This window comes from Paraburkholderia flagellata (assembly GCF_021390645.1).
GTDB lineage: Bacteria > Pseudomonadota > Gammaproteobacteria > Burkholderiales > Burkholderiaceae > Paraburkholderia > Paraburkholderia flagellata.
The window spans coordinates 1,899,442-1,919,380 of record NZ_JAJEJT010000001.1 but is presented as its reverse complement, the minus strand read 5'-3'; the positions used below and the strand labels follow the sequence as shown (position 1 = coordinate 1,919,380).

13 protein-coding genes are annotated in these 19,939 nt (G+C 65.6%); 8 read left to right on the top strand and 5 right to left on the bottom strand.

Annotated elements, in window-relative coordinates:
* Nucleotides 1–320: 320 nt before the first annotated feature.
* Together L0U83_RS08460 and L0U83_RS08455 are read left to right on the top strand one after the other, a co-directional pair.
* Nucleotides 321–1,121 (top strand): ABC transporter substrate-binding protein, encoded by an 801-nt coding sequence (locus L0U83_RS08460; RefSeq protein ID WP_233881784.1) that lies wholly within the window; start codon nt 321–323, stop codon nt 1,119–1,121.
* Between the two features lie 320 nt (nt 1,122–1,441).
* The gene (locus L0U83_RS08455; protein ID WP_233881783.1) at nt 1,442–2,827 is read left to right on the top strand and encodes an EAL and HDOD domain-containing protein; all 1,386 of its coding nucleotides are present in this window, start codon (nt 1,442–1,444) and stop codon (nt 2,825–2,827) included.
* Between the two features lie 53 nt (nt 2,828–2,880).
* Here the strand turns inward: L0U83_RS08455 and L0U83_RS08450 are convergent, their stop codons facing one another.
* Together L0U83_RS08450 and L0U83_RS08445 are read right to left on the bottom strand one after the other, a co-directional pair.
* Nucleotides 2,881–4,323: an HDOD domain-containing protein gene (locus L0U83_RS08450; RefSeq protein ID WP_233883805.1), complete on the bottom strand. Its 1,443-nt coding sequence runs from the start codon at nt 4,321–4,323 to the stop codon at nt 2,881–2,883.
* Between the two features lie 48 nt (nt 4,324–4,371).
* A complete protein-coding gene (locus L0U83_RS08445; protein ID WP_233881782.1) occupies nt 4,372–6,318 on the bottom strand; it encodes a putative bifunctional diguanylate cyclase/phosphodiesterase in 1,947 nt (648 codons plus the stop codon).
* Nucleotides 6,319–6,726: 408 nt separating this feature from the next.
* Between L0U83_RS08445 and L0U83_RS08440 the strand changes: the two genes are divergently transcribed.
* From L0U83_RS08440 to L0U83_RS08415, 6 genes are all read left to right on the top strand, one after another.
* Nucleotides 6,727–8,121 carry an EAL and HDOD domain-containing protein gene (locus L0U83_RS08440; protein ID WP_233881780.1) on the top strand — a complete coding sequence of 465 codons (1,395 nt, stop codon included), beginning with the start codon at nt 6,727–6,729 and terminating at the stop codon, nt 8,119–8,121.
* Nucleotides 8,122–8,287: 166 nt separating this feature from the next.
* Nucleotides 8,288–8,851, top strand: a complete 564-nt coding sequence (locus L0U83_RS08435) for a peroxiredoxin (RefSeq protein WP_233881779.1) — start codon at nt 8,288–8,290, stop codon at nt 8,849–8,851.
* 153 nt (nt 8,852–9,004) lie between these two features.
* Nucleotides 9,005–9,472 (top strand): hypothetical protein, encoded by a 468-nt coding sequence (locus L0U83_RS08430; protein ID WP_233881778.1) that lies wholly within the window; start codon nt 9,005–9,007, stop codon nt 9,470–9,472.
* Nucleotides 9,473–9,664: 192 nt separating this feature from the next.
* Nucleotides 9,665–11,215: a class I SAM-dependent methyltransferase gene (locus tag L0U83_RS08425; protein WP_233881776.1), complete on the top strand. Its 1,551-nt coding sequence runs from the start codon at nt 9,665–9,667 to the stop codon at nt 11,213–11,215.
* Nucleotides 11,216–11,764: an outer membrane protein assembly factor BamE domain-containing protein gene (gene bamE, locus L0U83_RS08420; RefSeq protein WP_233881774.1), complete on the top strand. Its 549-nt coding sequence runs from the start codon at nt 11,216–11,218 to the stop codon at nt 11,762–11,764.
* Between the two features lie 52 nt (nt 11,765–11,816).
* The gene (locus L0U83_RS08415) at nt 11,817–12,074 is read left to right on the top strand and encodes a hypothetical protein (protein ID WP_233881772.1); all 258 of its coding nucleotides are present in this window, start codon (nt 11,817–11,819) and stop codon (nt 12,072–12,074) included.
* Nucleotides 12,075–12,139: 65 nt separating this feature from the next.
* Here the strand turns inward: L0U83_RS08415 and L0U83_RS08410 are convergent, their stop codons facing one another.
* Genes L0U83_RS08410 through L0U83_RS08400 form a run of 3 tightly spaced genes read right to left on the bottom strand, consistent with a single transcriptional unit; the run spans nt 12,140 to nt 19,937 of the window.
* Entirely contained in the window at nt 12,140–15,439 is a 3,300-nt protein-coding gene (locus L0U83_RS08410) for an efflux RND transporter permease subunit (RefSeq protein WP_233881770.1), read from the bottom strand.
* Nucleotides 15,440–15,443: 4 nt separating this feature from the next.
* Entirely contained in the window at nt 15,444–18,566 is a 3,123-nt protein-coding gene (locus L0U83_RS08405; protein WP_233881767.1) for an MdtB/MuxB family multidrug efflux RND transporter permease subunit, read from the bottom strand.
* A 6-nt stretch (nt 18,567–18,572) separates the two neighbouring features.
* Nucleotides 18,573–19,937 (bottom strand): MdtA/MuxA family multidrug efflux RND transporter periplasmic adaptor subunit, encoded by a 1,365-nt coding sequence (locus L0U83_RS08400; protein WP_233881766.1) that lies wholly within the window; start codon nt 19,935–19,937, stop codon nt 18,573–18,575.
* Nucleotides 19,938–19,939: the final 2 nt, after the last annotated feature.

The following is a 19,939-nucleotide window of genomic DNA, read 5'->3' as shown; positions in this document are numbered from 1 at the left end:
CGCAAGCGCGCGCTCTCGCGCGCTTGCGCATCCACGACACCCATTTGCATGTTCGGACGCATCGCGTTGGTATGGCGCGCCATGCGGACACGCCACGCGCCGCGTGCTGCCCGCGCGGCGGGGCGCAGGCGCCATCGCGGTACAATCGCGCCCTCGCGGTTGCTGCGGCGCACCACACGCGGTGCGCTCGATTGAGCCGTGATATTGGCGCAGCGATCCTGTGCCGGCGCCGGGAAGCCGCTTTTTAGCGGCAAATCGAACCACGATGCTGCCTGAACGGGCCTCGCCGGCGCACCCAATCTGACTGGAAAGAGACACTGATGAAGATGAACTGGAACAAGCTGGCAACGCTCGCATTCTGCGCGGCTGCTACGACGGCAGGGGCGGCAGGGGCCGCACAGGCCGCCGATATGAAGGAAATCCGCTTTGGCGTGGAGGCGTCGTACGCGCCGTTCGAATCGAAGTCGCCCGCAGGCGAGCTGCAGGGCTTCGATATCGACGTGGGCAATGCCGTCTGCGCGAAGCTCAAGGCAAAGTGCGTGTGGGTGGAAAACTCGTTCGACGGCCTGATTCCGGCGCTGGAGGCGCGCAAGTTCGCCGCGATCAATTCCGACATGTCGATCACGGACCAGCGCCGCCAGGCCATCGACTTCACCGACCCGATCTACGCGATTCCGAACCAGATGATCGCGAAGAAGGGCAGCACGCTGCAGCCCACGCCCGAGTCGCTCAAGGGCAAACACGTGGGCGTGCTCCAGGGCACGATCCAGGAAACCTACGCGAAGGCGAAGTGGGCGCCCGCGGGCGTGGACGTCGTGCCGTACGCGACGCAGGATCAGGTCTACGCGGACCTCGTTTCGGGCCGCCTCGACGCCTCGTTTCTGGATGCCGAAGCTGCATCCAAGGGCTTCCTGAACAAGCCGCAGGGCGCGGCCTTCGCGTTCGCGGGCCCGCAGGTCGTGGACGCCAAACTGCTCGGCGAAGGTGTGGGTTACGGCGTGCGCAAGAACGACGCGGCGCTCAAGGCCGCGCTGAACGGCGCGCTCAAGGACCTGAAGGCGGACGGCACGATCGACCGCATCGCGGCGAAGTATTTCGACGTGAAGGTCGTGCTCAAGTAATCGCCCGGTAGCGATAGACCGACCGGCTGGACGAAATCCAGCCGGTCTTTTTTTTTGCGCATTTGCTTCGGATGACATATCAAATCATTCATCCGTCGAAGGGGCAGGACCGCGCCGGCATTGGGTATGGCACGGAAAAAGCCGCAAAAAAAGCCGCTGATCGAGAAGAACTTCATTTCCGCGCCTTACTTGCCAGGATAAAATCGCGATAAGAAAGTGCCGCGTCCGGTGCGCAAAGTGTGCGAAGCGCAGACCGTTGTGGCATGCCAAGAAACAAGACCAGGGTGCCGCCATGCGCGCGGCGCCGCGCGGGGGACCCCATGAGCTTCAACGCCGCAGACCGGCCGCAGATGTCAGGAGTCGCGGGCAGCACACAGTCGCCGGAACACGCCGGCCCGCCCATCGAAGTGTATTTTGCGCGCCAGCCGATGCTCGACCGGGACGGCCTCCTATGCGCGTTCGAGACGCTGCCACACCTCGTGGACCGGCGTGAAAGCGCCGAAATCGAGCAAGAGGCCGAAGCGGCCGCCAAAGACCATGCCTCGGGCCTGACGCCCAGGCCTTTCGCCACGAGCACCGCGCTCTTCAAGGCATTCGCCGCGCCAGCGCTGCGCGCCTCGCTCGCGGGCCATCCGGCCTGGCTCGACATGACGCGCGACTTGCTGTTTCACGAGGGCCTGCAGCGTGTGAGCCCCGAGCGCGTCATGCTCGAGTTGCCCGTGAACATCGGCGCAGAGCCGGACTTGATCGCGCGGCTCGTCGATCTGCACCGCCGCCGTTTTCGCTTCGCGCTCGACCATGTGTCGAAGGCCGATGAGTCGCTCGCGAAACTGCTGCCGTACGTGGACGCCATCAAGATCGATATTCGCGAGATCGCGCCCACGGTGCTGCCGAAGTTCGCGAGCGTGATGAAGTCGGCGGGCAAGTTGCTCGTGGCCATGGGCGTCGAGACGAAGGAAGACTACCAGCGTGCGCACGACCTTGGCTTCGACCGTTTCCAGGGCTACTTCTTCGCGAAACCGTATGGCGGCGCGCGCCGCTCCAGCGCGCCACGCCAGGCGCTGTTGAATCTGCTGCATCTGCTTGCGGCCGAGCCCACCGTCGCGCAGCTCGAAGCCGAGCTGAAACTGAACCCCGTGCTCGTGATGCATCTGATGCGGCTTGCGAACTCGGGCGGCATGAACATCGGCCGCAAGGTGACGACGCTGCGCGATGCGATCAACGCGACCGGCACGAACGCCATCGCGCGCTGGACGCAATTGCTGCTCTACGCGGACGGCCGCAAGATCGCCGCCGAAGACGACCCGCTGCTGCAACTCGTGGCGACGCGTGCGCGCTTCATGGAAATCGCCGTGACGCAGCTCGCCCACGCGCACCTCGAAGAGGAAGACGCGGCGTTTCTCGTGGGCGTGTTCTCGTTCGTCGAGGCGGTGTTTGGCGGACCGCTCGAAAGCACGCTCGAAGTGCTCACGCTGGCCAAGCCGATTCGCACGGCGATCGTGAAGCGCGAAGGCGCGCTCGGGCGGCTGCTCGAACTTTCCGAGGCGCTGGAGCGCGCAGACTGGACCCGTGTCGATGCGCTGTGCGCGGAACTCGCGCCGCTCGACGCCGCGACGGTCGCGGCCATCTCGCTGACGGCTGCGGAATGGGCGGGCACGTCCGGCCGCGATGCGCAAGACGAGGGGTTGGAACGGATCGAGGATTGAGAGATGGGGAGGGCGGCGCCGCGCAAGAACGCGGCGCCGCGCCCGGCCGCAACTCAGACGGTCTGCGGAGCGTGCGTGAAGAAGCGCGCGAGTTGCTGCGCGAGATCGTTCAACGCACTCATCTCTTTCTGTGAGATGCGGCGCGGCTCCTGGGTCATGAGCCAGTCGCCGTACATCAGCGCGACGGGTTCGACGCCAGGCGAGGCCACGGGCAGCAGGACGAATGCGCGCGTGTCATCGAAGCTCGAACGATACCAGCCGGGCAGGCGCGCGAGAATCTTCGCGTCGCGCGCATTCTCGATGAAGATGCCCACCTTGTTGGCGATGGCGAGGTGGAACACATCGGGCTGGAACGCGGCGGAAAACGACAGCTTGGGCAGCACGTCGCCGATGTGCGGGCCGAATCCGTGCTGCGCCACGAACATGTTCGCGCCGTGCCGCACGAACACCACGCTGCGCGCGAATCCCAGGCCCGCGAGCACGGTTTCGGTCGCGAGCGTGAGCGCGGTGCTGAGCGCGCTATCGGCCGGCAGCGCGCGCAGGTCCTCGACACCGGCCGCGATGCGCGCCTCGGGATCGAGCGCTTCACGCGCGATGGCGTCGGCGTTGGCGCGCAATTCGACGATCTCGCGCATGACGCCATCTTCGGCTTCCTCGCGCGCGAGCGCGAGGCTCATCTGCACGAGCACGTCCGCGTCGGTCGACAGCGCGCGGCCGTAGTGCTGCGCCAGCTCGGCAATGTGCGTCTCGCGCATTTCGTCCGAGAGGCCCGCCGTGGTCAGCACGCGTGCGACTTCGGTCGAATAGTTGGTGATGGCGCGCAGCCATTGCACGTCGCGCGGCTCCTTGTCGGCCGGGTCGAACTTGCGCATGCCGGCGCGGATCGTGTCGGGCAGGCGCCAGCGCGTGGCGGCCTCGAGGCCGAGTTCTTCGAAGGTCACGCCGAGCACGTCGAGGCACGCTTCGTCATCGCTCGAGCCTTCTTCGAGTTCACGGCGAATCTGGTCCCACTCGGGTTCGAGATAGAACACCACGAGCAGCTTGCCCACCTGGCGCATGAGCGTGCAGACCACGGCTTCTTCGCCCGCGCGCAGGTCGCCGTGCTCGGTGAGCTTGCGCGCGACGCAGCCAGAGAGCATGGTGCGGTTCAGTTCGAGCTTGGCGTCGATGCGGCGCGGCGCGCTGTGGTGAAAGTGATCGACGATCTTCAGGCCGACGACGAGATGGCCGACCGCGTCCATGCCGAGGACCATCAGCGCGCGCGTGACGGTCGTGATGTTGCCGCCGAACGCCATGTACATGGCCGAATTCGCGAGCCGCAGCACCTTTTGCGTGAGCGCGAAATCCGAGAGCACGACCTTCACGAGCGCGCTGAAATCGTAGTCGTCGTTCGTCATCGCCGCGACCGTGGTGCGCAGCGATTGCGACAGCAAGGGGAAGTCCCCGCGTTCATTCATGCGGGCCCACAAGCGGTCTAGCAGGACGGCCTTTACCATCTGAACCATGTCAATTTCGCGAAAGCCCTGCTGTTTGCGATGCCCGCATCATTGCACCTCGTGCACGTGCAACGCACCCGAAACGAAGCGCTGCTGCAATTCTTCTGAAGGCAGCGCCTTGCAGACGAGCCATCCCTGGATATGCTCGCAACCCATGTTTGTCAGCAGCTCGCGCTGCGCCTCCGTTTCCACGCCCTCGGCCACGAGTTCGAGATCGAGCGTACGCGCGAGCCCCACCACCGCGTTCACGATCGCCTGATCGTTGCGCGAAGTGATGAGGTTTTCGACGAAGCTTCGATCGATCTTCAGCTTCGAAAGCGGGAAGCGCTGCAGGTACGCAAGGCTCGAATACCCCGTGCCGAAGTCGTCCACCGCGAAGCGAATGCCAAGCGAGGTCAGTTCTTCGAGCAGCGTTTTCGCATGCTGCGGATCGTGCATGAGCAGGCTTTCGGTAATTTCGAAAACGAGCCGGCGCGGATCGACTCCGGTGAGCTCGATCGCCTCCTCGACACTTTCCCTGAAACGCGGATTGCGGAACTGCTGGGGCGAGACATTGACCGCGACGTACTGCAGCTCGATGCCTTGCTCGTCCCATTGGGTCAGTTGCATACAGGCAGCCTTCAAAACCCAATTGCCGAGATAATTAATCAGGCCGACAGATTCCGCAAGCGGAATAAATGTTGAAGGCGGCACGAGACCGTGCAATGGATGTTGCCAGCGGATCAATGCCTCCACGCCGACCACGCCGCGCGACGCGCTGCTCGTGATGGGCTGGAAGTGTAGCGAGAATTCGCCGTTGCGCACACCGTCGTAGAGGTCCGACTCCAGCTTCAGGCGCATGGCGTCGGTGGGATCGTCGTCGGGTACGTGCAGCGTCAGCGTGTTGCCGCCGATGGCCTTCGCCTGCTGCAGCGCCTGGTCCGCGCGGCGGATGAGCGGCGTGGTGTCGGCGCTGGCATCGGCGTCGTTCGCGGTGGATGCATCCGGCCGCTGGTCCGGATGGAACGCAATGCCGATGCTCGCCGAAAGGTGCACGGGCTGGTTGCGAAACGAGTACGGCTGCAGGATCGAGGTGAGCAGGCGACGGCCGAGCGCTTCGGCGGCGGCGCGCACTTCGTCAGGCGCGGCGTGGCGTTGCGGCGTGATCAGAATGGCGAACTCGTCGCTGCCGATGCGCGCGATCATTTCGCCTTGCAGCGCGAGATGGGTGAGGCGCCGCGCGGTCTCGCGCAGCAGCTCGTCGCCGGCGTCGTAGCCGAGCGCGCGGTTCACGCGCTGATAGTCGTCGAGGTCGAGCAGCAGGAGCGCCACCGGCACGCCGAAATGGTCCGCGTCGGCCTGGGCGCGCTGCAACGCGGGCGCGAGCGCGGCCTGGTTGGGCAGGCCGGTGAGCGGATCGTGATGGAGCGCGTGGGTGAGCGCGGCCTCGGTGCCTTGCCAGCCGGAGACGTCGAAGCCCGCCACGGCGAAGCCCGTCGTCTCGCCATACTGGGCGCGCTGGACGCGCAGCTCCACGGGAAGCGGGTAGGTGAGCGCCTTGACGAGGTCGATCGTGTCTTTTTCCACGGCGCCGCTGTGCGCGGCGCGCGCGATGAGCGCCTCGAGGCGGGCGTGATGCTCGGGCGTGACGATGTCGGCGAGCGTCGCGCCGAGCAGGAACTCGCGGTGATAACCCGCGAAGCGCAGGCTCGCGTCGGAGACGTAGAGAAAGTGCAGCCTGGCGTCCACGTGCACGAGGAAGTCCACTGCGGCTGCCGTGTTCTCGAACGAGAGCGAAATGGCGTCTGCGTAGTTGGGTGCGGCTGCGGGAAGCGAAGGAGGCACGAGCGGCGCGGCGCCTTCGACGTCTGCTGCGTGCGCTTCATGCGCCGCGTGCGCGTCGTGAGGCATGGGCGGGTCGCCGGCAATGCCCTTGAGGCCGGCAAGCGCGTAGAGCCGGTCAACGACCGTGCGCAACCAGCCCTGGTGGGGCGCGGAGATCCTGTTCGCTTCCATGTCTGTCGCTGGCAACCCTTTGTTTGTCTGTGGCGTCTTTGCCGGATTCCGTGTCCGGCTGAAGCCCCCCATCAGAGCAAGTTATCGACCTCGGACGGGAAATCTTTAGCGGCGGCGACGGAAAAAACACCTGACGCATAAACGTGACGGCGAAGCGGTGCGGCGGCGTTCAGATTCGGTTAAAGTGGCGCCGGTCGAGACGCCGTTCGCCATGCGCGATGGGTCGGCGCGCGTAAAGCGCCCGTCTTGCCGGCCGCAGGGGCGGCCCGGCGCGTCGGCGGCCATTACCGGCCAATACATCCGTACGAGTCATCCGCCATGTCCGATTCATCGTCAGCGTTTGCCGCGCCGGCAAGCGAGGCTGCGCGAGACGATGCGGGCAGGGGTACCCCTGGTTCCGCGCCGTCTATGCCGTCAGCCTCACAACCCGGCCTTACGCTCGGGCCATCAACCGGTTCGCCGCCCGGCGCCACGACCGTGCCGCAGTCGTCTGAGCCACCGACTGGTCCGGCACCTCGCCAGCAGGCGCAGGCGGCCCCTGGCGCGGGTTCGGGCGCCGTACAGCCGTTCGTCTATCTCGGGCGGCAGCCCATCCTCGATCGCAACGGCGCACTCAATGCCTATGAGCTGCTGTTTCGCGGCGGCGCGCAGAACCGCGCGGATGTCGACGACGACGCGCTCGCCACGGCCCAGGTGATGACGCGTACGATCGGCCAGCTCGGCGTGCCCGCGGTGCTCGGCCGTCATTATGGCTATGTGAACATCAGCCGCGAACTGCTGTTCGACGACATCGTGCATCTGCTGCCGCCTGGCCGCTTCGTGCTGGAGGTGCTCGAGCACGTGCGTTTCGACGCCGCGGTTCTGGAGCGTCTCGCGCAGTTGCGCCGGGCCGGCTACCGCATTGCTTTCGACGACGTGAGCGAGATCACGGAGAACCTGCTGCGCGCCTTGCCTTACGCGGACATCATCAAGGTCGACCTGATGCAGATCGAGCGCGCGGCGCTGCCCGAGCTGGTCGCGAGCCTCGCCGCGCACGGCAAGACGCTGATTGCCGAGAAGGTCGAAACGGGCGAGGACTTCGAACTGGCCTCGTCGCTCGGCTTCGAGCTGTTCCAGGGCTACTTCTTTGCGCGTCCGCAGGTGCTGCGCGCGCCGCGCGTGCGCGCTTCGCGCCTTGCGCTCGTGCGCCTGCTCGCGCTCGTGGCGAACGACGTCGGCACGGCCGAACTCGAGCGCGAGCTGCGCAGCCATCCGGGGGTAGTGGTGCAACTATTGCGTCTCGTCAATTCGAGCGCGTACTCGCCAGGGCGGCCGATTTCGTCGTTGCGCGAAGCGGTGCTCGCGGCGGGCACGCGCCAGATTGCGCGCTGGGCGCAACTGCTGCTCTACGCAAGCGGACGCGACCTGCCCTGGGGCTCGGACCCGCTGGTGCAACTCGCAGGCACGCGCTCGCACTTCATGGAGCTTGCCGCGCGCAGCCTGAGCCCGCAGGACCCCGATTTCGCCGATGCTGCCTTCATGACCGGCATCTTCTCGCTCGTGCACGTGCTGGTGGGCTCGACGCCCGAGCACACGCTCGATCGCCTCGGCCTTGCGCGCGAGATCGTCGATGCCGTGGACGGTCATCGCGGCGAACTCGGTACGCTGCTGCGGATCGCGACCGCAGCCGAGCGCGGCGATCACGACGGTGCGCAGCGCCTCGCTCGCGAGGCGGGCGGCATGTTCACCGCGCTTACGCCGCCACTGCTCGGCGAATTGAACCTGTGGGCCGGCGCGTGGTTCACGGCGTATGCCGAGGGTTGAAATCAGTTTGCAAGGTTTGCGCCGGGGCGCGCTGCGTGCGCCGGAATTGTGTGTTTGAATAGCGGCATCGCCGGGTGCGCGCCGTCATGCGTCTCATTTGCGTGACGGGTAAAAGGCGCCGGCAATACGTGCGCCGGCGTGGCGATTCAACTCGAGGGCATTCGACATGAAACCGAGGTTCTTTGCGGCGGGAGCCGCGGCGCTCGTCTGCGCCGGGCTTGCGCTCTTTACGCTGTCTGCACAGGCAACACTCAAGCCGGGCGACCCTGCGCCCGACTTCACGACCCAGGCGTCGCTGGGTGGCAAGACCTACACCTATTCGCTCGCTTCGGAGCTGAAGAAGGGGCCCGTGGTGGTGTACTTCTATCCGGCCGCGTTCACGAAAGGCTGCACGATCGAAGCGCACGAATTTGCCGAAGCGGTCGATCAGTACAAGCAATACGGCGCGACCGTGATCGGCGTTTCGCATGACAACATCGACACGCTCACGAAGTTCTCGGTGAGCGAGTGCCGCAGCAAGTTCCCGGTGGCCGCCGACGAAGACTCGAAGATCATCAAGTCGTACGACGCGTCCATGCCGATGCACGAGTCGATGGCCAATCGCGTTTCGTATGTGATCGCGCCGGACGGCAAGATCATCTACGAATACACGAGCCTCTCGCCGGACCAGCATGTCGCGAACACGTTGCGCGCTGTGAAGGAATGGGCCGCGCAGCATCCGCAGCAGTAGTCGTCGCGAACCACAGCAAAAGGCGGGGCCTGCCGCGCGCGCGGGCCTTGAGCGATCCGTTCTGCTCGTCTCTCCGCGTTTCGTTCTGGCATGTCGGCAGTGGCGCGCCGACACCTCGCCCGGGCATCTCTGCCCATCGTCTGGAATACCCGCATGCCGATCGTCGTTGTACTGATTGCTCTCGCCGCGCTCGTCTACGGCGCGTACTGGTCCTTCAACGCCATTGCGGCGCACTTCGGTACGGGCATTGCCGTGGGCGCAGCCGTGATTGCCGCGGCGCTGTTCGTCGCGCTCATCGCCTGGTGGTGGCGCCGCATGCGCGACATCGCGCCCAATGTGCATGGCGAAGGCGACTGGACGCACCGCGTGGGCGGCGCATGGGGCGAGGCCCGTCTCGCGGCGGGTAAGCGCTTTTGCGAGCTGACGCAGGACGGGGCGCATGGCGCGTATATCTTCCACGACCTGCAAAGCGCGCAAGCGGCGCGTGGCGCCGATGGGTGGCACGTAGCGCTGAGCGTGGCCGACCCTAAGCGGCCGCTCTGGGAACTGCCGATGCCAGGTGAGCGCGAAGCGAAGCGCTGGGCGCGCATTTTTACGCTCGCGATTGCGCAGAAGCTGTGAGCGTGGCCATCGCCTCATTCGGGCGTTGAGCACCCGGTCGCCGGCGCACTGGCGACGCAAGTGCTGTCTGACGCTGAAATAGATCAAAGGCCGCTTAAAGAGACGCGCAGATACTCGGCGTTTGCGTCGTTGGATGCTTCGTGATCGCCGCTTGGTGGCGTCCCGTCCGGGCGCACCAAGGAGCGAGTCCCGATGGCGAACGTCCCCCATTCCCCGCGTCCGCCACGTCTGTTCGAGCGCGTGCGTATCGTCACGGTCCAGCCCGCAGGCTACGCGCACAGCGCCGCATTCCGGGAATACGCCTGCGGGTTACGGGTGGCTTTTGCGGCGCTCGGCGCGCAGGTCGACACTGCCGACAACGAGTTCCTCGCGGGCGATGGCGTTAACGTCGTGTTCGGCGCGCATCTGCTCGCGCCCGGCGCGGTGCTGCCGTCCAATACCGTCATCGTCAACCTCGAGCAGATGCGCGCCGGTTGGCCCGCCAGGATCCCCCACTATCTCGAGATGCTGCGGCAGCATCCCGTGCTCGACTATTCGCCCTCGAACGTCGAGCGCATTCGCGAACTCACGGGCAACGCGCATGTGCATGTGCTCACGCCCGGCTACGTGCCGCAACTCACCTGCATTCCGGCAGTGGCGGAGCAGGACGTCGACGTGTTGTTCTATGGCTTTCTCAACGGACGCAGGCTCAAGATTCTCGAGGCGCTGCGCGCGGCGGGGCTCGGCGTGCAGCACCTGGAGGGGGTCTACGGCGACGAGCGCGATCGATGGATTGCGCGCAGCAAAATTGTCCTCAACGTCCACTATTACGACGACAAGATTCACGAAGTCATCCGTACGTCCTGGCTGCTCGCCAATCGCAAGGCCGTGGTGAGCGAGTGCGAGCCGGACACCGAAATCGCCGCCGATCTGCGAGAGGCCGTCGTCGCCGTTCCTTACGATGACCTCGTGCAGACCTGCGTCGCACTGGTGAGAGACGACGCGCGCCGGCACGAAGCCGGGCAACACGGCTTCGAAATCTTCGCTCGCCGCGATCAGGCCGCGATTCTCGCGGCGCTGCTGCCGAAGCTCTCGCCGCCGGTGCCGCGCCGCATCAACCTTGGCAGCGGCAAGTCTTACGACCCGGAGCGCCTGAATATCGACATCGATCCGAAGTGGCAGCCCGACATCCTTGGCGATCTTGCGCATCCGGTCGGCTTGAAACAGATCTTTTTCAGCCCCAGATATGGCCTGATCCGGCTCGAAGCGGGGCAGTTCGACGAGATCGAGGCGACAGACGTGCTCGAACACGTGCCGGCGCTCACGCGTTTCATGACGCACTGTCTCGAACTGCTGCGTGAGGGTGGCGCGATGCACGTGTTCGTTCCCTACGACCTGTCGTATGGTGCGTGGCAGGATCCCACGCACGTGCGCGCGTTCAACGAGCGCAGTTGGTGGTACTACACTCAGTGGCACTGGTATCTCGGCTGGATAGACGCGCGCTTCGACCTGAGCACGCTCATCATGAAGTTGAGCCCGTTCGGCTGTGAACTCCGTACGCGCGGCGTGGCCGACGAGGAGATTTTCCGCACGCCGCGCGCCGTAGACGCCATGCAGGCTGTACTCGTCAAGCGCATGCTCACGGAGTCCGAGCGCGAAGCGGCGTTGGCAATGCATCGTGGCGCCCATCGCGACGCGGCGGTGAACGTTGTAAAGCCCGCGCTGTCCGAACAACTTCCCGGTAGTCTTGAGCAGCAACGATAGATGAATATGTCCCGAAAACCCTGGATCGCGGCGGCCTTGATCGCTGTCTGCGTCACGCTGCTCGCGGCGTGCGACCAGCAAAAGGTCGCAGACGCCGTCAACGCGATCAAACCCGATTCGATGGCGTTCGGCGGCCTGCGTATTGGTGTTTCGACAGTCGAAGACGTACGCCAGCAGGCAGGCAAGCCCGAAATGGTCTGGGAAGACGACGACGGCGCGCAGCGCCTGGAATACCCGCGCGGGCCGAACGGCCTTACCACGTGGATGCTCGACTTCGATGCGAACGGCAAACTCGTGGCGATGACCCAGGCGCTCACGGCGCAGAATATCGCTCAGGTCGTGCCGGGCATGACGCAGGACGAAGTGCGGCGCCTGCTCGGCAAGCCGGCCACAGTAGCAAAATATGCGCTGAGCCACGAGGAAGTGTGGAGCTGGCACTGGGCCGAAGGCGGCGTGGCGGGCGACGGTATGTTCAACGCCCATTTTGCGCCGGATGGGCTCGTGATCAGAACGTCACGCTCAGATGCACCGGGCCACGAGCAGCATTGAGGCGGCAAGAGGACCAGCGGCATAAGCGGCATAAGCGGCAAGGAGGAAGCAGATGAAACGTATCGCGTTGCTTTGGAATGTTGTGAAGGGCGATGCGCGCGTGCTGTGGCACGCGCTACGCCAGCCGGAGCGCCCGGTGTGGCTCGTGCCCGCCACGGCGCTGCTCGCGCTCTATGCGCTCGACCCGTTCAATATCGCGCTGCCGCTCGCCGGTGTCGTAGATGATGGGATTATCGTGCCGCTGGTGTTGCACTTGATCGTGCGTTGCCTGCCGGTGCACTTGCGCGGGACGCGCAGCGCACGCGCATAAAAAAGCGGCTGAAGCCAGGCTTCAGCCGCTTGCGAGCAGGAGAGCGCTGCCGCTTATTCCACCGCCTATTCCATAGTAGCTGCCGGCGCTCCGCGCCCGCGCTTCGCATCCCACCACACGCGTAGCCGGTCCATGTACAGGTACACCACCGGCGTCGTATAGAGCGTGAGCATCTGGCTTACGATCAGCCCGCCCACGATCGAGATACCGAGCGGCGCACGCAACTCCGCGCCTTCGCCGCGCCCGAACGCAAGCGGCAGCGCACCCAGCAGTGCCGCGCAGGTCGTCATCATGATCGGCCGGAAGCGCAAGAGACACGCCTGATGGATCGCATCGCGCGAACTCAATCCCTGGCGCGAAGCCTCGATCGCGAAGTCCACCATCATGATGGCGTTCTTCTTCACGATGCCGATCAGCAGAATCACGCCGATCAGCGCGATGATGCTGAACTCCGTCTTGAAGAGGAGCAGCGCGAGCAGGGCGCCCACGCCGGCCGAGGGCAAGGTGGAGAGAATCGTGAGCGGGTGGATGTAGCTCTCATACAGAATGCCCAGCACGATATACACGGCCGCGAGCGCCGCGAGAATCAGCAGCGGCTGGTTGTCGAGCGACTGCTGGAACGCTTGCGCCGTGCCCTGGAAGCTGCCGTGAATCGTCGCGGGCATGCCGATCGCGCCCATCGTGTCGTAGATCGCCTGGGTGGCGTCGGAGAGCGACTTGCCGGGCGGCAGGTTGAACGAGATCGTCGAGGCCACGAACTGGCTCTGGTGATTCACTGAGAGCGGCGTCGTGCCGGGGCCGAACGAGGCGATCGCCGAGAGCGGCACCATGGTCTCCTTCGACGTCGACACCGCCGCGCCCGACGACGCGCTCGACTTGCCGCTCGCGGCGAGCGAGTTGGTCGCGAGGTTGCGCGCGGAGTCGGCGGCGATGGCCGCGGCGCTCGTAGCCGTGGTGGCGGCCGTGCCGCCCGTCGAGGCGGTGGTCGGGCCGGTCACCGTGCCCGCCGTTGCGTTGGTGCTCTGCGCGCCACTCGCCGTGCCGCCCGAGGTGCTCACCCAGATCTCGTTGAGCATGGTCGGGCTTTGCCAGTACTTCGGCGCGACTTCCATCACCACGTGGTACTGGTTGAGCGGGTTGTAGATCGTCGAGACCTGGCGCTGGCCGAACGCGTCGTAAAGCGTGTTGTCGATCTGCGAGGGCGTGATGTTCAGCCGCGCGGCGCTTGCGCGGTCGATGTTGATCATCGACTCGAGGCCGCCTTGCTGCTGGTCCGAATTCACGTCCGCGAGTTCGGGGCGCGCCTGCAGCGCCTCGGTGAGCTTCGGCCCCCACTTGTAGAGATCGGCGGTGTTGTCGGCGAGCAGCGTGAACTGGTACTGCGCGTTCGACTGCCGGCCGCCCACACGGATGTCCTGCACGGCCTGCAGGAAGGTGCGCGCGCCCGCCACGTTCGAAAGCGGCCCGCGCAACTGCGCCATCACCTCGTCGGCGGAAAGCTTGCGCTCGCTCTTGGGCTTGAGCGAGACGAACATGAAGCCCGAATTGGTTGCGCGGCCGCCGGAAAAGCCAGCGACCGATTCCACGGCGGGGTTCGCCTGCACGATGCGCATCATCTCCGCGAACTTCACTTTCATCGCCTGAAACGAGGTCGCCTGGTCGGCCTGGATGCCGCCGATCAGGCGCCCCGTGTCCTGCTGCGGGAAAAAGCCCTTGGGCACGATCACGTAGAGCGCGACGTTCAGCGCGATGGTCGCGACGAGCGTGAGCAGGATGACGAACGGATGCGCCAGCGCCCAGCCGAGCGTGCGCTCGTAGCCGTGCTGCATGCGCAGGAAGCCGCGTTCGAGCCACTGCGCGAAACGGCCTTCTTCCTTCTTCTCGTGTGCTTCTTCGAGCAGACGCGAGCACATCATCGGCGTGAGCGTGAGCGAGACGGCCAGCGACACCGCAATAGCGAGCGAGAGCGTAAGCGCGAATTCGCGGAAGAGGCGCCCGACAATGCCGCCCATCAGCAAAATAGGCAGGAACACGGCGACGAGCGACACGCTGATCGAGAGCACCGTGAAGCCCACCTCGCGCGCGCCGAGGAGCGCCGCCTTCATGCGCGGCACGCCGTTCTCGATATGCCGCGAGATGTTCTCGAGCACGACGATGGCGTCGTCCACGACGAAGCCTGTCGCGATGGTGAGCGCCATGAGCGAGAGGTTGTCGAGCGAGAAGCCCATCAGGTACATGGCCGCGAAGGTGCCGATGATCGAGATGGGCACGGCCACGCTCGGAATCAGCGTCGCGCGCCAGTTGCGCAGGAACAGGAACACCACCATCACGACGAGCGCCACGGCGATGATCAGCGTGCGCTCGGTGTCCTTGAGTGAGGAGCGGATCGTGACGGAGCGGTCGGACGTCGGGATCACTTCGACGTCGGCGGGCAGCGATGCTTTCAACTGCGGCAGCATCGCGATTACGCGGTCCACGGTCTCGATGATGTTCGCGCCCGGCTGGCGGTAGAGGATCACGAGCACCGAACGCTTGCCGTTGGCCAGACCGATGTTGCGCAGGTCCTCCACCGAATCGACCACTTCGCCCACGTCCGAGAGCTTCACGCCCGCGCCGTTGCGGTAGGCGATCACGAGGTCCTTGTATTGGCTCGCCTTGCTCGCCTGGTCGTTGGTGTAGAGCTGAAAGCGCTTCGGGCCGAACTCGATATCGCCCTTCGGACTGTTCGCGTTGGCCGAGGCGAGCGCCGCGCGCACGTCTTCGAGGCCGATGCCGTAGTGAAAGAGCGCGTGCGGCTCCAGTTCCACGCGCACCGCCGGATTCGCCGAGCCGCTCACGTCGACTTCGCCCACACCATCCACCTGCGAGAGCGACTGCTGCAGCACCGTGGCCGCCGAGTCGTAGAGCTGACCCGCGGTGAGCGTGGGTGAGGTGAGCGCGAGAATCAGGATCGGTGCGTCGGCGGGGTTGACCTTGTGGTAGGTCGGGTTCTGCCGCAGGCTCGTGGGCAGGTCGGCGCGAGCCGCGTTGATCGCCGCCTGCACGTCGCGCGCGGCGCCGTCGATGTCGCGGTTCAGGCCGAACTGCAGCGTGATGCGCGTGCTGCCCACCGAGCTTTGCGAGGTCATCTCCGTGACGTCGGCGATCGAACCCAGGTGCCGCTCCAGCGGGCTCGCCACGCTGGTCGCCACCGTTTCGGGGCTCGCGCCCGGCAAGGTGGCCTGCACGGAGATGGTGGGAAAGTCCACCTGCGGCAAGGGCGCGACCGGCAGCTTCGTGAACGCGAAGAGGCCGGCTAGCGCAATGCCGATGGCGAGCAGCGTGGTCGCGACGGGGCGGGAGATGAACGGGCGCGAGAGATTCATCGCGTCAGTTCTCCGTCGAAGACGAGGGCGCGCTGTGCGCACCGCCGCCGAAGCGCTGGCGCAGACGCTGCGCGATCCGGTCGAACGCGAGATAGATCACGGGCGTCGTGAAGAGCGTGAGCGCCTGGCTCACGATCAGGCCGCCCGCAATCGCGATGCCGAGCGGACGGCGCAGTTCGCTGCCTGCGCCGTTGCCGATGATCAGCGGCACGGCGCCGAGCAGGGCCGCCATCGTCGTCATCATGATCGGGCGAAAGCGCAACAGACACGCCTGGTAGATCGCCTCGCGCGGCGGCTTGCCTTCATGGCGCTCGGCCTCGAGCGCGAAGTCGATCATCATGATGGCGTTCTTCTTCACGATGCCGATCAACAGCACGATGCCGATGATGCCGATGATGTCGAGGTCGTGCCCGGTCAGGATGAGCGCGAGCAGCGCGCCGATCCCCGCCGACGGCAGGGTGGAGAGAATCGTGATGGGATGCACGAAGCTCTCATAGAGCACGCCGAGCACGATGTACATCGTGATGATGGCCGCGAGAATCAGGAACAGCTCGTTGGAGAGCGACGCCTGGAACGCGAGCGCCGCGCCCTGGAAGCGCGTCTGGAACGAGGCCGGCAGGCCGATGTCCTTTTCCGCCTGCTCGATGGCCTTCACCGCCGCGCCGAGCGAGGAGCCCGGAGCGAGGTTGAACGACACCGTTGTCGCAGGGAACTGCGAGAGATGCGAGACGAGCAGCGGCGCGGGGCGTTCACGGAACTTCGCGATGGCCGACAGCGGCACCTGGCCCGTGGTCGAGGTGGAGGAGGGCAGATAGATCGAGTTCAGCGCATCGGTGTAGTGCTGCAGCACCGGGTCGGCTTCGAGAATCACGCGGTACTGGTTCGACTGCGTGAAGATCGTCGAGATGATGCGCTGGCCGTAGGCGTCATAGAGCGCGTTGTCGACGGTCGCGGGTGTGATGCCGTAGCGCGCCGCGCTCGCGCGGTCGATCTCGATGTACACGGAGCTGCCCTGGTCCTGCAGGTCGGTCGCGACGTCAGCGAGATCCGGTAGCTGCTGCAAATGCTGCACGAGCTTCGGCACCCACGTCGTGAAGTCCTGGATGTTGGGCGTCGTGAGCATGAACTGATATTGCGTCGGGCTCACCGTCGAGTCGATCGTCAGGTCCTGCACCGGCTGCATGTATAGCGTCGCGCCCGGCACGTGGGCCACGCTCTTTTGCAGGTCGCGGATGATCTCGCTGGCCGTTTCGCTGCGGTCGTCGCGCGGCTTCAGGTTGATGAGCATGCGCCCGCTGTTGAGCGTGATGTTGGTGCCATCCACGCCGATGAACGAGGTGAGGCTCTCGACGTTCTCGTTCTTGAGGATCTCCGCGGCGAGCGCCTGCTGGCGCTCCGCCATCGACGCATAGGACACCGATTGCGGCATCTGCGTAATGGCCTGGATCACGCCCGTGTCCTGCACCGGGAAGAAGCCCTTGGGCACGATCACGTAAAGAATGCCGGTGAGCACGAGCGTGATGAGGAACACGATCATCGTGAGCCGCTGGCGTGCGAGCACCCATTCGAGCGCCACGCCATAGCGGCCGATCACATAGTCGAAGAACGCATGCACGCGCGCCTCGAAGCGGTGGCTTTCGGGCGGCGGTGTGTGGCGCAGCATTTTCGCGCACATCATCGGCACGAGCGTGAGCGAGACCACGGCCGAGATCACGATCGTCACCGCGAGCGTGATGGCGAACTCGTGGAAGAGGCGCCCCACCACATCGCCCATGAAGAGCAGCGGAATCAGCACGGCGATGAGCGACACCGTCAGCGAGATGATGGTGAAGCCGATCTGCTTCGAGCCCTTCAGCGCGGCTTCGAGCGGTGTTTCGCCGTCCTCGACGTAGCGCGCGATGTTCTCGATCATGACGATGGCGTCGTCCACCACGAAGCCGGTCGCGATGGTGAGCGCCATGAGCGAGAGGTTGTCGAGCGAGAAGCCGCACAGATACATGACCGCGAGCGTGCCGATGAGCGAGAGCGGCACGGAAAGGCTCGGAATGATCGTGGCGTAGATGTTCGCGAGGAACAGGTACATCACGAGCACGACGAGCACCACCGACATCAGCAACTCGAACTGCACGTCGCGCACCGAGGCGCGGATCGTGGTCGTGCGGTCGGTGACGATCTGCACGTCGAGCGAGGAGGGCAGCGATTCCTGCAACTGCGGCAGGAGCGTCTTGATGCTGTCCACCACCTGGATCACGTTCGCGCCGGGCTGGCGCTGCACGTTCAGGATGATCGCGGGCGTGCCGTCCGCCCACGCGCCGAGCTTGGTGTTCTCCGCGCCCTGCACGATGTTTGCGACATCCGTGAGCATGACGGGGCGGCCGTTGCGGTAGGCAATCACGGCGTCTTTGTACGCGTCGGCGTCGGTCAGCTGGTCGTTCGCGTTGATCGTGTAGGAGCGCGTGGGGCCGTCGAAGTTGCCTTTCGGCGTGTTGACGTTCAGGTTTGAAATGCTCGTGCGCAGGTCGTCGAGATTCAGGCCGTAGGCCGCGAGCGCGCGCGGGTTCGCCTGGATGCGCACCGCGGGGCGCTGGCCGCCCGACAGGCTCACGAGGCCCACGCCCGCCACCTGCGAGATTTTCTGTGCGAGGCGCGTGTCGGCGAGATCCTGGATCTGCGTGAGCGGCAGCGTTTTCGAGGTGATGGCCAGCGTCAGGATCGGCGCGTCGGCCGGGTTGACCTTGGCGTAGATCGGCGGCGCGGGCAGGTCCGAGGGCAGCAGGTTGCCGGCCGCATTGATGGCGGCTTGCACTTCCTGCTCGGCCACGTCGAGCGGCAGGTCGAGGCTGAACTGCAGCGTGATGACTGAGGAGCCCGCCGAGCTTTGCGACGACATCTGGTTGAGCGACGGCATCTGGCCGAACTGGCGCTCGAGCGGCGCGGTGACCGAGGAGGTCATCACGTCCGGGCTCGCGCCCGGATAGAAGGTCTGGACCTGGATGGTCGGGTAATCGACTTCGGGCAGGGCGGAAAGCGGCAGAAAACGCAGTGCGACGAGGCCGACCAGCATGATCGCCGCCATGAGCAGCGCCGTGCCGACCGGCCGCAGGATAAAGGCGCGGGATGGATTCATGCTGGCTTACTGGGCTTGCGTCTGCGATGCGTGGCGGTGGGCATGACGCGCGCCCGAGGCCGCACCGGCCCACGATGCGCCTTTCGCGCCGGATGCGCCCGACGCGCCTTTCGCGTGCTGCGGGTGCTCGGCGGGAATCGTGATCTTCGCGCCTTCGCGCAAACGGTCGGAGCCGTCGGTCACCACGCGCTCGCCCACGGCGAGGCCCGAAGCGATGCTGGTGCGTTCGGCGTCGACGGGGCCGACCTTCACGAGCCGCACGCTCACCGTGTTGTCGGGTTTCGCGACGTAGACGTATTGCCCCTGCGAGCCGTTGAGCACGGCCGAAGTGGGCACGATCACGGCGTTGTGGAGCGTATCGACGAGCAGGCGCGCATTGACGAACTGGTTCGGAAAGAGCCCTTGTTCGTGGTTCGTGAAGCTCGCGCGCAGCTTGACGGTGCCCGTGGTGGTGTCGATCTGGTTGTCGATGGTCTGGAGCGACCCCGCTTCCAGCATGGTGGTGTTGCTGCGGTCGTAGGCGGTGACCGACATTTTCGTGCCCGCGCGCAGCTGCTTCATGATGGGCGGCAGGTTGTCCTCCGAAGTCGTGAAGATCACGCTGATCGGCTCGAGCTGCGTGAGCACGACGATGCCGTTGGTGTCGCTGGGCGTCACGTAGTTGCCCGGATCGACCTGGCGCAGGCCCACGCGGCCCGACGCCGGTGCGACGATCCGCGCGTAGGTGAGGTCGAGCTTGTAGGTATCGACGTTGGCCTGATCGGACTTGACGGTGCCCTCGTACTGCTTGACGAGCGATGCCTGCGTGTCGACCTGCTGGCTCGCGATCGAGTCTTGCGAGAGCAGCGTCTGGTAGCGCTTGAGGTCGAGGCGCGCCGTGGCGAGTAGCGCCTGGTCGCGGCCCAGCTGGCCTTCGGCGTTGGCGAGCGAGATCTGGTAGGGGCGCGGATCGATCTGCGCGAGCACGTCGCCTTTCTTCACCATCTGGCCTTCCTGGAAGTACACGTCCTGAAGCGTGCCGGATAGTTGTGTGCGCACCGTGATGTCGGCAAGCGGCGTAACCGTGCCGAGCGCGGTGATGACGATGGGCATATCGCCGGCCTGGGCGGTGGCCACGCTCACTGGCTGAGGCATGTTGGCCATGGCGCCCGGGCCGCCGTGACGCGCGCGCGCGCCGGCCGCCGGTGCTGCGTTGCCGCCCGAGAGCGCCTTGTTCCACGGTTGCCAGCGTGCGAGCACGATGCCGGCGATCACGATGACCACACCCAGCGCGATGAACTTGCCCTTGCTGCGCCTGGCGGCGACCGGAGCAGGGGACTGCGGCGTCGTTTCTTTACGGGAGGAATCCGGGCGCTTTTCTTGTTGATCCATCG

Excerpts from the sequence above, each read along its gene's own strand:
- L0U83_RS08460 (WP_233881784.1), top strand. The coding sequence starts at position 321 with ATGAAGATGAACTGGAACAAGCTGGCAACGCTCGCATTCTGCGCGGCT.
- L0U83_RS08455 (WP_233881783.1), top strand. The coding sequence starts at position 1,442 with ATGAGCTTCAACGCCGCAGACCGGCCGCAGATGTCAGGAGTCGCGGGC.
- L0U83_RS08450 (WP_233883805.1), bottom strand. The coding sequence starts at position 4,323 with ATGGTAAAGGCCGTCCTGCTAGACCGCTTGTGGGCCCGCATGAATGAA.
- L0U83_RS08445 (WP_233881782.1), bottom strand. The coding sequence starts at position 6,318 with ATGGAAGCGAACAGGATCTCCGCGCCCCACCAGGGCTGGTTGCGCACG.
- L0U83_RS08440 (WP_233881780.1), top strand. The coding sequence starts at position 6,727 with ATGCCGTCAGCCTCACAACCCGGCCTTACGCTCGGGCCATCAACCGGT.
- L0U83_RS08435 (WP_233881779.1), top strand. The coding sequence starts at position 8,288 with ATGAAACCGAGGTTCTTTGCGGCGGGAGCCGCGGCGCTCGTCTGCGCC.
- L0U83_RS08430 (WP_233881778.1), top strand. The coding sequence starts at position 9,005 with ATGCCGATCGTCGTTGTACTGATTGCTCTCGCCGCGCTCGTCTACGGC.
- L0U83_RS08425 (WP_233881776.1), top strand. The coding sequence starts at position 9,665 with ATGGCGAACGTCCCCCATTCCCCGCGTCCGCCACGTCTGTTCGAGCGC.
- bamE (WP_233881774.1), top strand. The coding sequence starts at position 11,216 with ATGAATATGTCCCGAAAACCCTGGATCGCGGCGGCCTTGATCGCTGTC.
- L0U83_RS08415 (WP_233881772.1), top strand. The coding sequence starts at position 11,817 with ATGAAACGTATCGCGTTGCTTTGGAATGTTGTGAAGGGCGATGCGCGC.
- L0U83_RS08410 (WP_233881770.1), bottom strand. The coding sequence starts at position 15,439 with ATGAATCTCTCGCGCCCGTTCATCTCCCGCCCCGTCGCGACCACGCTG.
- L0U83_RS08405 (WP_233881767.1), bottom strand. The coding sequence starts at position 18,566 with ATGAATCCATCCCGCGCCTTTATCCTGCGGCCGGTCGGCACGGCGCTG.
- L0U83_RS08400 (WP_233881766.1), bottom strand. The coding sequence starts at position 19,937 with ATGGATCAACAAGAAAAGCGCCCGGATTCCTCCCGTAAAGAAACGACG.